Annotated in this window: 13 protein-coding genes and 2 tRNA genes; 7 read left to right on the plus strand and 8 right to left on the minus strand. The window is 60.4% G+C overall.

What is annotated here, in order from left to right; translation table 11 throughout:
- The first annotated feature begins 13 nt into the window (after window positions 1–13).
- Window positions 14–847, plus strand: a complete 834-nt coding sequence (kdsA, locus tag BW967_RS09930; RefSeq protein ID WP_076484919.1) for a 3-deoxy-8-phosphooctulonate synthase — start codon at window positions 14–16, stop codon at window positions 845–847.
- Window positions 848–877: 30 nt separating this feature from the next.
- Here kdsA and BW967_RS09935 read toward each other — a convergent pair whose 3' ends face one another.
- Complete coding sequence (locus BW967_RS09935; RefSeq protein ID WP_076484920.1) at window positions 878–2,065, minus strand: BaiN/RdsA family NAD(P)/FAD-dependent oxidoreductase; 1,188 nt, start codon at window positions 2,063–2,065, stop codon at window positions 878–880.
- Between the two features lie 100 nt (window positions 2,066–2,165).
- Between BW967_RS09935 and BW967_RS09940 the strand changes: the two genes are divergently transcribed.
- Window positions 2,166–2,240 (plus strand) — tRNA-Gln (locus BW967_RS09940).
- Between the two features lie 396 nt (window positions 2,241–2,636).
- On the opposite strand, the gene BW967_RS09945 is transcribed toward BW967_RS09940, so the two are convergent.
- Window positions 2,637–2,858 carry a DUF6324 family protein gene (locus tag BW967_RS09945; protein WP_076484921.1) on the minus strand — a complete coding sequence of 74 codons (222 nt, stop codon included), beginning with the start codon at window positions 2,856–2,858 and terminating at the stop codon, window positions 2,637–2,639.
- Between the two features lie 140 nt (window positions 2,859–2,998).
- Here BW967_RS09945 and BW967_RS09950 point away from each other — a divergent pair.
- Window positions 2,999–3,075, plus strand: a tRNA-His gene (locus BW967_RS09950).
- Between the two features lie 71 nt (window positions 3,076–3,146).
- On the opposite strand, the gene BW967_RS09955 is transcribed toward BW967_RS09950, so the two are convergent.
- From BW967_RS09955 to BW967_RS09965, 3 genes are read right to left on the minus strand one after another with little or no spacing between them, the layout of a single operon-like run.
- Complete coding sequence (locus tag BW967_RS09955) at window positions 3,147–4,199, minus strand: ABC transporter substrate-binding protein (RefSeq protein ID WP_076484922.1); 1,053 nt, start codon at window positions 4,197–4,199, stop codon at window positions 3,147–3,149.
- Window positions 4,196–5,545, minus strand: coding sequence for a sensor histidine kinase (locus tag BW967_RS09960; RefSeq protein WP_245826512.1), 1,350 nt, complete (start codon window positions 5,543–5,545; stop codon window positions 4,196–4,198). Before BW967_RS09960 ends, BW967_RS09955 begins: the two co-directional genes overlap by 4 nt.
- Window positions 5,546–5,576: 31 nt before the next feature.
- Window positions 5,577–6,266 carry a response regulator transcription factor gene (locus BW967_RS09965; RefSeq protein ID WP_076484924.1) on the minus strand — a complete coding sequence of 230 codons (690 nt, stop codon included), beginning with the start codon at window positions 6,264–6,266 and terminating at the stop codon, window positions 5,577–5,579.
- A 110-nt stretch (window positions 6,267–6,376) separates the two neighbouring features.
- Between BW967_RS09965 and BW967_RS09970 the strand changes: the two genes are divergently transcribed.
- From BW967_RS09970 to BW967_RS09980, 3 genes are read left to right on the plus strand one after another with little or no spacing between them, the layout of a single operon-like run.
- Window positions 6,377–7,342 (plus strand): Bug family tripartite tricarboxylate transporter substrate binding protein, encoded by a 966-nt coding sequence (locus tag BW967_RS09970; protein ID WP_076484925.1) that lies wholly within the window; start codon window positions 6,377–6,379, stop codon window positions 7,340–7,342.
- Between the two features lie 59 nt (window positions 7,343–7,401).
- Entirely contained in the window at window positions 7,402–7,833 is a 432-nt protein-coding gene (locus BW967_RS09975; RefSeq protein WP_076484926.1) for a tripartite tricarboxylate transporter TctB family protein, read from the plus strand.
- 9 nt (window positions 7,834–7,842) lie between these two features.
- A complete protein-coding gene (locus tag BW967_RS09980; protein ID WP_076484927.1) occupies window positions 7,843–9,381 on the plus strand; it encodes a tripartite tricarboxylate transporter permease in 1,539 nt (512 codons plus the stop codon).
- Between the two features lie 149 nt (window positions 9,382–9,530).
- Here the strand turns inward: BW967_RS09980 and BW967_RS09985 are convergent, their stop codons facing one another.
- From BW967_RS09985 to BW967_RS09995, 3 genes are all read right to left on the minus strand, one after another.
- Complete coding sequence (locus BW967_RS09985) at window positions 9,531–10,130, minus strand: HNH endonuclease (RefSeq protein ID WP_076485046.1); 600 nt, start codon at window positions 10,128–10,130, stop codon at window positions 9,531–9,533.
- A 194-nt stretch (window positions 10,131–10,324) separates the two neighbouring features.
- Window positions 10,325–10,987 (minus strand): alpha/beta hydrolase, encoded by a 663-nt coding sequence (locus BW967_RS09990; protein ID WP_076484928.1) that lies wholly within the window; start codon window positions 10,985–10,987, stop codon window positions 10,325–10,327.
- The gene (locus BW967_RS09995) at window positions 10,984–11,616 is read right to left on the minus strand and encodes a DNA-3-methyladenine glycosylase family protein (RefSeq protein WP_076484929.1); all 633 of its coding nucleotides are present in this window, start codon (window positions 11,614–11,616) and stop codon (window positions 10,984–10,986) included. Before BW967_RS09995 ends, BW967_RS09990 begins: the two co-directional genes overlap by 4 nt.
- 63 nt (window positions 11,617–11,679) lie before the next feature.
- Between BW967_RS09995 and BW967_RS10000 the strand changes: the two genes are divergently transcribed.
- Window positions 11,680–12,909, plus strand: a complete 1,230-nt coding sequence (locus tag BW967_RS10000; RefSeq protein ID WP_076484930.1) for an MFS transporter — start codon at window positions 11,680–11,682, stop codon at window positions 12,907–12,909.
- Window positions 12,910–12,988 lie beyond the last annotated feature (79 nt).

Consider the following 12,988-nt stretch of genomic DNA (forward strand, 5'->3'; position numbering starts at 1 on the left):
GCCCGGAGAAAGTATGAAAACCATCGAGATCGGCCCGCTGAAGATCGGCAATGACCTTCCGTTGACGGTGATTGCCGGCCCCTGCCAGTTGGAAAGCACCGATCACGCGCTAATGATCGCCGACACGATGGCCAAGGCCTGTGCCGCCGCTGGCGCGCAATTCATCTTCAAGGGCAGCTATGACAAGGCCAACCGCACCAGCCTGAGCGGTAAGCGCGGGCTTGGGATTGAGGCCGGTCTTTCGGTGCTCGACACGGTGCGTGCCCAGATCGGCTGCCCCGTGCTGACCGACATCCATGATGCCGAGCAGGCCCGCACCGCCGCACAGGTGGTGGACGTGATCCAGATCCCCGCGTTCCTATGCCGTCAGACCGATCTGCTTTTGGCGGCGGGCGAAACCGGCAAGGTGGTGAACATCAAGAAGGGCCAATTCCTTGCGCCGTGGGATATGGACAATGTCGCCGGTAAGGTCGCGGCAACGGGCAATGAGAAAATCTTGCTGACCGAGCGTGGCACCTCTTTTGGCTATAACACGCTGGTGGCGGATATGCGCGGCCTGCCGCGGATGGCGCAAACGGGCTACCCGGTGATTATGGATGCTACCCATTCGGTGCAGCAGCCGGGCGGGCTTGGCGGCGCCTCGGGTGGTCAGCGCGAAATGGCGCCGGTGATGGCCCGCGCGGCGGTGAGCCTTGGCATTGCTGGGGTCTTTATTGAAACCCATGAAACGCCCGATACCGCGCCCTCAGATGGGCCAAATATGATCCCGCTCGATCAGATGCCAAAGCTCATTGAAACGCTGATGGCCTTTGACCGGCTGGCAAAAGCCGATCCGATCCGGCTATAAGGCAGAGGGGGCATAGAGCCCCCTTTTTGTTTAAATGACCTGCGCCGCGGCCCAAGCCGACGACCACGCCCATTGGAAGTTATAGCCCCCAAGCCAGCCCGTTACATCGACCACCTCGCCGATGAAATGCAGCCCCGGCACGCGCTTGGCTTCAAGCGTTTTCGCGTCCAATTCATCGGTCGCGACACCGCCCACCGTGACCTCGGCGGTGCGATATCCCTCAGAACCCACGGGCCGCACCTGCCAAGCCTGCGCCTGTGCTGCCAATTGCGCCAAGGCTTTATTACCGTGATCGGCGAGCCGCCCCGAGAGCCCCGCCTCTGCGACAATCAGATGCGCGAGCTTCTCAGGCAGCAAGCGCGCAAGCGCGGTGTGAATGGCAATCCGCCCCGTCTCGGCCCGAATCGCGGCGAGCTCCGCGGCGATATCCCGCCCCGGTGCCAGATCAATCGTGAGGCTATCCCCTTCCCGCCAATAGCTTGAAATCTGTAAAATCGCCGGCCCAGAAAGCCCGCGATGGGTGAACAAAAGCGCCTCGTCAAAGCTGCGCTTGCCATGCGCGACCCGCGCCGGAACCGCAATCCCCGAAAGCGGGGCTGTGCGCGCCAAATCTTGTTCAGCGAAGGTCAGGGGCACAAGCCCCGGCCGCGTTTCTGTCACCCGCAGCCCAAATTGTTCTGCCAAACGATAACCAAAGGGGCTGGCCCCGATCTTCGGGATTGATTTGCCCCCGGTGGCCACCACAACGCGGGGCGCATGCAAAACGCCTTCGGAGGTCACAACCTCAAAACCCGCTTCGGTTTGCCGGACCGCCTCGACGGATGTGCCCAGCCGCAACGCGCCTCCGGCCTGCACGCCCTCCACCAACAGATCGACGAGCTGGCTCGCCTTACCATCGAAAAACAGCTGTCCAAGGTGCTTTTCGTGCCAAGCAATCCCCGCCGCGTCGACCCGTGCGATCATATCGGCAGCGGTGAACCGGCTCAGCGCCGAAAGCGCAAAACGCGGGTTTTCCGAAACAAACCGATCCGTGGCATTTTGGCGCGTCAGGTCGCGGTTGGTGAAATTGCACCGCCCCCCGCCGGAAATGCGGATCTTTTCGCCCGGACGCGCGGCATGGTCGAGCACCGCGATACGGCGCCCACGCGCCACCGCTTCGGCCCCACAGAAAAGCCCCGCAGCCCCAGCGCCAAGGATAATTGCGTCATAAGTGTCCATGCCTTCGTCCCTGCCTGTGGGCGCACAAAAACGCAATGCATTTCGCGAATTTTCCTCTTGCGCCCCCCGACGTGCTTGGCTAAACACCGCCGCACAGAGTTGGGGTGTCGCCAAGTGGTAAGGCAGCGGTTTTTGGTACCGCCATTCCCAGGTTCGAATCCTGGCACCCCAGCCAACTCTCCCGGAAATAACCTTTGGTTGCGAATCGTTGTTTTGCAAGGCCAGTAGTGTCTGGATGCAGGTTTTACAGGCGTTTCCACACGAGCTTGCCCAGCCTCGCGGGGAAACGGAGACGCTTTTCGTAGGGATGCCTGAGCTAAGAAGCGGTCTATGACCCCGTCAGCTAGCTTTGCACTCGGAACGGGCGAATTTTGCTACGCCAGATCGCCCACGTTTATCCGGAAGCATTACCCGTGTTGGTAACGACGGATCTGGGCCGGGCCTGCTTCCGCCGTCTACGAGATACGCTGCGGATTTATCTTGCGACCTTACGCAAGAACGCAGCGCATTTAGGGAGGCGGCTCCGAGACGATACAAAAAGCCGCAACTCCCTATCGTGATTGGCGGCGGCCTAGCGCTTCCCCTTCGGCTTACCGCGTTTGGCGCCTGCGGCAATCTCGCGCGCAGCCTCTGCTGCAGCCATCAGTTCCTCGGCAATTTCTTCGGCCTCTTCCGGATCAAAATCGAAGGGTGCGTCAAACCCTTCGCCGGAAAGATAGATTCGCACCATGCCCTGATCTGTCGGGCCAATTTGCAAATCGCCCATCATTTCGTTTTCGTCATTGATCCCCATCTTCGCCTCCGATGCGGTTTTCTTCCTTGGGCCTAGCCAAAGCCTGCGCGGGGGGCAAGCGCTTCGCCAATTTTACGCACCAAATCCACGCGGGTTCCCTCTTGCAATCCCCCGCGCCAGCCGCTAAACGCCCCCTCAGTGCCGCCTTAGCTCAGTTGGTTAGAGCGCTGGATTGTGGATCCAGAGGTCCCCCGTTCGAGCCGGGGAGGCGGTACCATCCTCCCATAAAATTTCCTTCTTGCTTCGTTCGCACGGAACCTAAGGTTTCGTTGCAAGAGGCCACCGTCCCTATTCTCCGATCGCAGCGCGCCAGCGGGCAAGGAAACCAGCCGTTTTCATCTGATCCATCGCGACAAGCAAGGTCGGCCCCAGTTCGATCAAGCGCCAGCGGCTGTCATCTTCTTCGCGATCCGCACCCGGCAAGGGGGCCGAGGGTGCACTGGCCAGATGAACCTTGGCCATTGAGCGCTGTCCAGATTCGGACAAGATGAAATCGAGCAAATCCCCGGCGTCGTGATTGGCTTCCGTCCCGGGCAAGATGGCTGCACGCGACAAAACCAAAGTGTAATCTGCAGGCGCAACAATTCCCAGCCGTTGATCGCTGCGCGCGGCCTGCATCGCGTATGAGCCTAACACGTTGTAAGCGATAAGATAGTCACCAGTGGCCACGCCGCCGATGATCTCTGCAGAGCAACAGGTTGCAACGGCACCAGAACGGGCGAAGGCCTCCATCAGCGCACCGAAGGTTGAGGCTTCTTGGCTGTCCATAAATGCAAAAAGAAAGCCGAGCCCAGAGGCCGCGATGTCATAGGTCGCCACCCGTCCCCCATAGCGCGAGCCTTCGGGGCGGAGCAGATCCAAAAGATCGAACCGGCTATCTGGAACATCTTCTGGGGGCACGAGGTTGCGATTGTAAACGATCACCGCTGGCTCACGCGAAATCCCCCAGACCTGATCGCGCCAGCGTAATCTATCGGGCAAGGCCTGTGTTTCCGGCGAAACCCAACTGACGGCACAGCCATCATTGACCAGTTTCACCATCTGATGCACGCCTGAGCTAATCACGATATCCGCGCCGGGCCTGCCCGTTTTGCAATCAAGCTCCGTAAGCGCATAAAGATCATTCGAGCCCCATTGCTCATAGCGCAGGGAAAGGTCGGGGCGGTTTGCCAGAAAGTCCCGCATCGTCGGGGCCAGCACGGCAATATCGGTGGTTGTGCGCAAAGTGATCGAACGGGTTGCCCCTTGTGCGCCGAAATGCGCAACCGCTTCTTGCGCATGAACCGATGCGGCGAAGACCCCGCCAAGCAGTGACAATCCGATGAGAAGCCTTTGGATCATGGTTCCGGCTCCGGCGGCAGGACAATGGCAATACAAAATCCCTCTGGCCCGCTCTCGGCCTGAAGTTCGCCGTCAAACGCCTCCGCCACGGCTTGTGCAATCGAAAGCCCCAAGCCGCTGCCGCGCACCCGACCGGCGGCCCCGGTGGCAAACCGCTCTCCCAACTGCGCCAAAAGCGCGGGCGAAGGCCCAGCCCCAACGTCTCGCACCCAAAGCCGCGCGCCCAGTAGGCTTTGATCGGCCCCGATCGTAATCGGCGCGGTGCCATGCGCGAGGGCATTGCCAAGCAAGTTCTTGGCCGCTTCGGTCAAAGACAGCCCATCGGCCAGCACCATGACCGGAGCCTCACCAATCTCAAGATGCACCTCAGCCTCGGGGGCGACATGGCGCGGATCGGCATCGTCGAAAACATCAAGCGCAATATCACGCAGATCAATGGGCTCGCGCCTCGCCGCACCACCGCGATGAATCACCAAAGCACGCGAGAGCATCTGATCAAGCAAGCGGCTCAGTCGAACCGTGCCACTATGCAGCCGGGTGACAATCGCCTTTTGGGCGCCGGCATCCTCCTCTCCCGCGGCAAGATCAGCCTGCGCCCGCAAGGCCGCCACCGGGGTGCGCAATTGATGCGCGGTGTCGCTGATCAAGTTTTTCATCGTGCGGAACTGACCATTGAGCCGCCCCATGAACCCGTTGATTGCCTGCACCATCGCATCTACCTCTGGAGGCACGGCGGCATCAATCGGGGTCAAGTCTCGCGGGTCGCGCAGCGCCAGACTTGCCGCCAGCTGGTTGAGCGGGCGCAGCGCTTGGCGCACCACAAAGACCGCAAAAGTCATGATAGCTACCCCACCAACGACCAGCCCCGCCAGCGCGTTACGCGTGATATCAAGCGCCAATTCGGTGCGCGCATGCGTGGTTTGGCCCACAATCACCTGCACGGCACCCGAAAACTGCCGCTCGGCAAAGCGCCGCGTCACCCGAATGTAGCGCGCCGGATCACCGGTGAAGGAGGCATCATAAAAGGCGACATCGCCCTGCCCTTCAGGCGGCAATGGCAGCAGATCATAACCGGTCAGAACAGTGTCTTGCGGGCCAAGCACCTGATACGCGATGCGATCTTCCTGCGCGAGCCCCAAGAGCTCAAACGCCGACAGCGGCAGATCGACAACCGGCACCCCATCGACGATCGAGATCGAGGCGGCAATGTCATTCGCGGCCCCCACCAGAAGACGATCAAAGGCATCGCGCGCCGCTGCCCGGCCATAGGCAAAAGCCGCGAGCGACAGAATCAAGCCCCCGATCAGCAACAGTGCCGAGAGCCCCACCACCAGCCGTGCCGTCAAAGACAAAGGCCTTGAAGACGCGGCCCCCGCCTCACGCATCTTTGGCGACCTCATTTGTGGCGTCCAAACGATAGCCCCGCCCGCGCAGGGTTTGAATCTCGACCCCACTTCCGCTCAGCCTTTTGCGCAACCGTGCAACATAAAGCTCGATCGCATTTTCCCCCGCTACGGTGTCATCGAACCCATAAAGGCCCTCTAACAGGCGTTTCTTGGACAAAACCTGCCCCCGATTGCGCATCAAAAGGCCCAAAAGCGCAAATTCACGCCGCGCCAGTTCCAGCGGTTGCCCCGCTAATTGCACAAGCCCGCTGGTAGGATTGTAGCTAAGCGCGCCAATGACCAATTCGGGCGAGCGATCTGCCTTTTCGCGCCGCAAGATCGCATGCAATCGCGCCTCCAACTCGCGGTGATCAAAGGGTTTGATCAGATAATCATCGGCACCAAGCGCAAAGGCCGAAAGCTTATCATCTACCGAGAATTGCGCAGTGAGCATGACCACCGGTGTCGCACTCCCGGCCCTGCGCATCTGGCGCAACAGGTCCGTGCCGCTGCCATCGGGCAGGTTGATGTCCAAGATCAGCGCATCATAGCCTTGCACATCAAGGCACGCGCGCGCCTGTTCCAATGTTGTCACCCAATCGCAAGCCATACCGGACCGCGCAAGGCGGCGTTGCGTGGCTTCGGCTAAGTCTTCGGCATCTTCAACCAGAAGTACGCGCATGAGCCCTCCTCTCTCCGAAAGCTTGTGACAGGTTTTTGACAGGTTCAAGCGCTATCAAGGGCGCACAAATCCGGTGCGGGAGGCGCTGGATGAAAAAGTGGAGGACAAAAATGGCTTTCAAACTTGTGCGCGCGGCGGCGACCGTCGCGGGGCTGACTTTTGCAACCGGTGCAATGGCATCGGAATGCATCGCCCCGGCGGGCCCCGGTGGTGGCTGGGATTTCACCTGCCGTCAGGTGGGCAAAATGCTGCAAGACCTTAAGCTGATCGATGAAACGATGCAGGTCACCAACCTTGAAGGCGGCGGCGGCGGCGTGGCTTTTGCTGAGGTGGTCAATAAGCGCGGCGATGCTAACGATCTGATTGTGGCGGCTTCTTCGGCCACGGCGACTCGGCTTGCCCAAGGCGCGTACCCGGGCAATACGATGGATCAAGTGCGCTGGCTCGCCGCCGTGGGCGCCGATTACGGCGTGATCGCGGTATCGGCGAATAGCCCGATCCAAACGCTTCCTGAACTGCTTGAGCAAATTAAAACCGACCCGACCTCGGTCTCGGTTGCCGGGGGCTCGGCTGTCGGCGGCTGGGACCACCTGAAGGTGCTGATCGCGGCCAATGCCTTTGGCATCGACGATGTGCGCACCGTGAAATACATCGCCTTTGATGGCGGTGGCGAGGCGGTGACACAGCTTCTGGCGGGCTCGGTGCAAGCGTTTACCGGCGATATTTCCGAAGCCAAAGGCTTTGTCGATTCGGGCGATATCCGCGTGATCGCGGTGCTCGCGCCGGAACGGCTTCCGGGAGCCTTTGCCGATTTTCCGACCGCGAAAGAACAAGGTGTGGATGCAATCGGCGCGAACTGGCGCGGCTTTTATGCCCCCGGCGGGATGACCGATGCGGCCTATAACACTTGGGTCGAAGACATTGGCGCGCTCTATGCCTCAGACGAATGGAAAACAGTGATGGCGGCCAATGGCCTTGCCCCGCTCGATCTGCAAGGCGCAGCGTTTGAAGAGTTCGTTGCCAGCTCGGTGGCGCAAATTCAACAGATTTCGAAAGAAATCGGCATCCTGCGCTAAGGCACCCGGCGCGGCAAACCTAGCGCTTGCCGCGCCCCAAAATCTTGTGGGAGGGACAGATGAGTGACCGCATCTTTGGAGCCTTTGGGCTCATGTTGGCGATTTTCTTCGCTTGGGGAACTTTGCAAATTCAGGAAAGCTTTTTGTCGGATACGGTCGGGCCCAAGACCTTTCCGCTGCTGATCGCCTCCCTTTTGGGCCTGTCCTCGTTCGCCATTTTGGTGCGTCCCGGGCCGGAACCAGTTTGGCCGAGCCTTGGCCGATTTGTCGAAATTCTCGCCGCGGTCGTGGTGATGGTGCTTTATGTCGAAGCGCTGGACATATTGGGCTTTGTCTTCGCCACCACCCTTGCCACCACCTATCTATCGTGGCGCCTCCAATCTCCCCTTTGGCAAGCCGGCCTTGTTGGCGTGGGCACCGCGGTCGGGATCTATGTGATCTTTCATCTCCTCCTTGGCCTGTCGCTCGCGCGCGGCCCCTTCGGTTTCTGAGGCACCCCGATGGATATTCTTGCATCTCTCGGGGATGGCTTCGTCACCGCGATGACCTTCCAAAACCTTGCGCTTGCGCTGTTGGGCACCTTCCTTGGCACGATGATGGGCGCTTTGCCCGGGCTTGGGCCATCCAATGGCGTGGCGATCTTGATCCCGCTCGCTTTCTCACTGGGGCTTGGGGCGACGCCTGCACTGATCTTGCTCACAAGCGTCTATTATGGTGCCATGTATGGCGGGCGGATCTCTTCGATCTTGCTCAACATTCCGGGCGATGAACCGGCGATGATGACCTGCCTTGATGGGTATCCGATGGCCCAGAAAGGCTTGGCGGGCGAGGCACTTTCGCTTTCGGGGATTGCCAGCTTTGTGGGCGCTTTCATCGCCACTTGGGGGCTGATCCTGTTCGCGCCGATCTTGGTGAAATTCGCGCTTCTGTTTGGCCCGGCGGAATATTTCGCGCTTTTCGCGCTCGCTTTTGCCACTTTGGGCGGCGTCTCTTCGACCAACCAAGCCAAAGCCGCTTTTGCCGCAATGCTGGGTCTTGGCCTTTCGGTGATTGGCGTCGATACCCAAACCGGCGTACCGCGGCTGACTTTTGGTGAAGTCCATCTCTATGACGGGCTCGATTTCCTTGTCGCCATCGTGGGGCTTTTCGCACTCTCGGAGGTGTTTATCTTCCTTGAGCACCATCATGGTAATTCGGCTGCAGGCGGTCGGTCAATCAAAGTGGGGCGCCTAACGCCGCCTTGGTCGATGCTAAAGTCGACCTTCGGCAGTATGCTTCGCGCCTCTGGGCTTGGCTTTATCGCCGGTGTTCTACCGGGGGCTGGCGCATCGCTGGGGTCTTTCCTCGCCTATTCGGTGGAAAAGCGCTTGGTCGACCGCGAAGGCACCTTTGGCAAAGGCGATCCGCGCGGGGTTGCCGCCCCTGAGGCGGGAAACAATGCTGCATCCGGGGGGGCTTTGGTACCGATGTTGGCGCTGGGGGTGCCTGGCTCTGGCACGACTGCCGTGTTGCTTGCGGTTCTGCTCTCACTCAACATCACGCCGGGACCGCTTTTGTTCCAAAACAATGCCGACGTGGTTTGGGGGCTGATCGCAGCGCTTTTCATTGCCAACTTCATGCTGTTGGCAATGAACATCCCCATGGTTGGCATTTTTACCCGCGTGCTTTTGATCCCACCGCGCATCTTGATGCCGGTCGTGGCGATGATCTCTTTCGTCGGCATCTATGGCATTTCAGGCTCGACCTTCGATCTGTTGGTGATGATCGGCTTTGGGGTTCTGGGCTGGGTGCTGCGCAAGCTTGATGTGCCGCTGGTGCCGATCATCCTTGGCACGCTTTTGGGCAATACGATGGAAAACAACCTGCGCCGCGCGGTGACAATTTCCAACGGCGATTACTGGACACTGGTGGGCAGCCCGCTCGCGATTGGCCTGTGGACCGTGGCGATTGTGGGATTTGTGCTGCCGCTGTTTATCGGGCGCATCGTCAAAGCCCGCATGCACGAGCGCGGCGATGAAGAAGGCGCGATCACCGATTGATCAAACAGATGTGGCGGCCCGCGCTTACAAGGCGGGCCGCCACATCGTTTTTGCCATGCAATGCAGCGCCCTGATGGGCTGGCACTTGCGCAAAACACCTCGTGATTTGAGGAGATATGTCCCCGCAGCACTCGCCCAGCCAGCAAGCTTCACGCCTGCAATTCGGCATCCCAATACAGAAAATCAATCCAGCTTTCATGCAGGTGCCCCGGCGGGAAGCGTCGCCCGATTCGGTGCATGTCTTCGGCATTCGGTTCGCGCGCGGGTTGGCGCAGCCGCAGGCCCGAGGCTTTGAGCGATTTGTTGGCCTTTTTCAGGTTACACGGCGCGCAGGCCGCCACCACGTTTTCCCAACTGGTCACGCCGCCCTTGGAACGCGGGATCACATGATCAAAGGTCAAATCCCCCTTCGCGCCACAATATTGGCAGCAAAAACCGTCCCTTAAAAAAAGATTGAAGCGCGTGAAGGCCACGCGCTTCTGGGGTTTGACGAATTCTTTGAGCACCACAACAGAGGGGATGCGTATGCTTTGCCTTTGCGACCGCACCACCTCGTCATATTCGGCCAAGATGGTGACCCGGTCGAGGCAGACCGCTTTGACCGCCTCCTGCCAAGGCCAAAGCGACAGCGGGTAGTAACTCAGCGGGCGAAAATCGGCGTTGAGCACCAGTGCCGGGTGACGGCGCAAGGCCGATGGCTCGCGCACAAAATGTGTTCGAAAGTCGCTCCTGTCGCCGTGATCGAGCATGGCCATGCCCCTTCCGCCTGTCATCTGCGGGCAGCGATGCGGAGAAGCGCTCCGCTCCTGCCGTGGTATAACTATATATGGCGTTCGCCACAGAGCAAGACCCGCAATCTGCGAGCCCCCTGCTCGGGCACAGGCTTTGCATGACTTTGCAACACGCGCGTGACGAGATGCCCGCGAAACGGGCAAAGCGGCGCTTAGCTTGGCAGATATTCCGAAAGGAAGGACAGCGCCGTCCCCAGTCCGCCGGGCGAGATCCCGTGGCCGGTGCCTTCCATCACATGGGCATAAACTTGGAAACCTGCTTCTTGCAGGGCTTCTGCGGTTTTTTGCAGATCGGAAAACGGCACGATCTGATCGGTGTTGCCATGCGCCAGCAAAACGGGCGGCTTGGTCAGCACTTCTTCGGCCAAAGCATCGGGGCGCAGCAGGCGGCCCGAAAAGCCAATGATCCCGGCAAAGGCTTCGGCCCGGCGCGGGATCACTTGCAGCGCCATCATCGTGCCTTGAGAAAAACCAAAGACCACGATTTGCGACGCGGTCAGCCCCTCGTCTTCCATCACCTTATCAAGGAAGGCGTTCAGATCTTTGGAGCTTTGCGCAAGACCCGCAGCGGCATCCTCGGGCGAGGATTCATCAAGCCACGGGATCGGGAACCACTGCCGCCCGAACGGGTTGGTGATGCATTCTTCGGGCGCGTCAGGGGCCAAAAAGAGCGTATCGGGCAGATGTTCGCCCAATGGTTCGGCAAGGCCCAGAAGGTCATCCCCATCCGCCCCATAGCCGTGCAGAAAGATCACGGCCGATTTCACGGTGCCGGATTTAGGCGCCGCCCGCCCAAGCTTCATTTCACGTGTCATGGTGCCACCCCCTCGCGTTCTTTTCTCTTTGCGTAATAGGCCCAAAGCCCCCGCGCAGCAACCGCCCGCCACGGCGACCAACATGCAGCAAGCGTGCCAAATTCCTTGCGTTTTGGCCGTTCGGGCAGGTCAAACAGCATCCGCGCCGCCTCTGCCAAAGCCAGATCATCGACCGCAAAGACATCGGCGCGCCCGAGCGCGAACATCAAATACATCTCCACCGTCCAGCGCCCAATCCCCGGAAGCGGCAAGAGCATGTTGATCACGTCCTCATTGGGCAGGCTGCGCAGGGCGGCAAAATCAATCCCGGAACGGGCGAGCGCTTGCACATAGCGCACCTTTTGCCGCGAAAGCCCGCATCCGCGCAGATCGTCTTCTTGTGCCTCGGCCAAAGCCTCCGCCGCGCCAAAGCCTGCATCAATCAGCTTTTGCCGGATCGAGCGCGCCGCCGCGGTGGACACCTGCTGGCCCAAAATCGCATCGCGCAGCGCTTCAAACCCGTCTTCGCGCCGCCGCAAGGGCCAAGGGCCAGTGAGCGCCAGCACCTCGGCAAAACGCGGCTCGGCTTGGGCCAGCCACGCCGCGCCCTCTGCCATATCTTCTTCGGTTTCGATGATACGTCCGACCATGCCCCACCCTGCCCGCTTTCGCGCCCGCTTGCCAGCCCCCTTCGGCCACGCTAGGGCTGAGCCATGACACAGACTTCCGGCTCCACGACCCCCTCGCCCGACGCCCGGCGCAACACGATCGTTTTGGTCGCCGCGCAGGCATTTTTGGGCGCTCAAATGTCGATGATTTTCACCGTGGGGGGGCTCGCAGGCGCTTCGCTCACGCCCGACCCGTGCTGGGCCACGTTGCCGCTTTCGCTCATCGTCTTGGGCTCGGTGTTGACCGCGCAGCCAATGTCGGAATTCATGGCGGCCTTTGGACGCCGCGCCGGGTTCATTCTGGCGACCTTTGCCGGGGCCATTGGTGCCGCGATTTCCGCCTATGCGCTGCAAATCGGGTCTTTCGCGCTGTTCTGCTTGGGCGGCGTTTTTGCTGGCATCTATATGTCTGCACAGGGGTTTTACCGTTTTGCCGTGACCGATGGCCTGCCGATTGAGGCGCAATCCAAGGCGATCTCTTGGGTGCTGGCCGGGGGCTTGGCAGCGGCGATCATTGGCCCGCAGCTTGTCAAACTCACCGCGCAGGCGATGGTGGTGCCATTTCTGGCCACTTATCTGGCAATCATCGGCATCAACATTCTTGGCCCGATCTTGTTTACCTTTTTGCGCATTCCTGCGCCGGGACGGCGGGCGAAGGGCGTGCATCATGTGGGCCGCACCCGCCTAGAACTGCTCAAAGACCCGCAAATTGCCGTGGCAATGATCTGCGGCATGGTCTCTTACGCGCTGATGAACCTTGTGATGACCTCGACGCCTTTGGCGGTGGTGGGCTGCGGGCATGACACGACCGATGCGGCCAATATCGTTTCCGCCCATGTGATGGCGATGTATCTGCCCTCTTTCTTCACCGGGCATCTGATCGCGCGATTTGGCCGCGAGGTGATTGTGGGTATTGGGCTTTTCATCCTCGCCGCCTCGGGTGCGGTGGCGCTGACGGGGATGGACCTTGAGAAGTTCTATCTCGCGCTGATGCTCTTGGGGCTTGGCTGGAACTTTGGCTTTATTGGCTCCACGGCAATGCTGAGCGCCGCCCATAGCCCCGAAGAACGCGGCCATGTGCAGGGCATGAATGATTTCGTGGTGTTTGGCGGGGTGTTCCTCGCCTCGCTTTCATCGGGCGGGCTGATGAATTGTTCCTCGGCAGGCGACCCAACGGCGGGCTGGCAAGCGGTGAATATGGCGATGCTGCCGTTCCTCACGCTTGCGGGCGGCGCGCTAATTTGGCTCGCCCTTCGCCCCAAGGAAACTCGTTAAACCGGAGCGAAAATCGGCGCAGTTGCCGTAAAGCGCCCGCCCGAGAGGGCGGTAGTGCACTGCCCGGGCCGCTAACGCG

The sequence above is a fragment of the Rhodobacter aestuarii genome (genome assembly GCF_900156655.1).
Taxonomy (GTDB): domain Bacteria; phylum Pseudomonadota; class Alphaproteobacteria; order Rhodobacterales; family Rhodobacteraceae; genus Rhodobacter; species Rhodobacter aestuarii.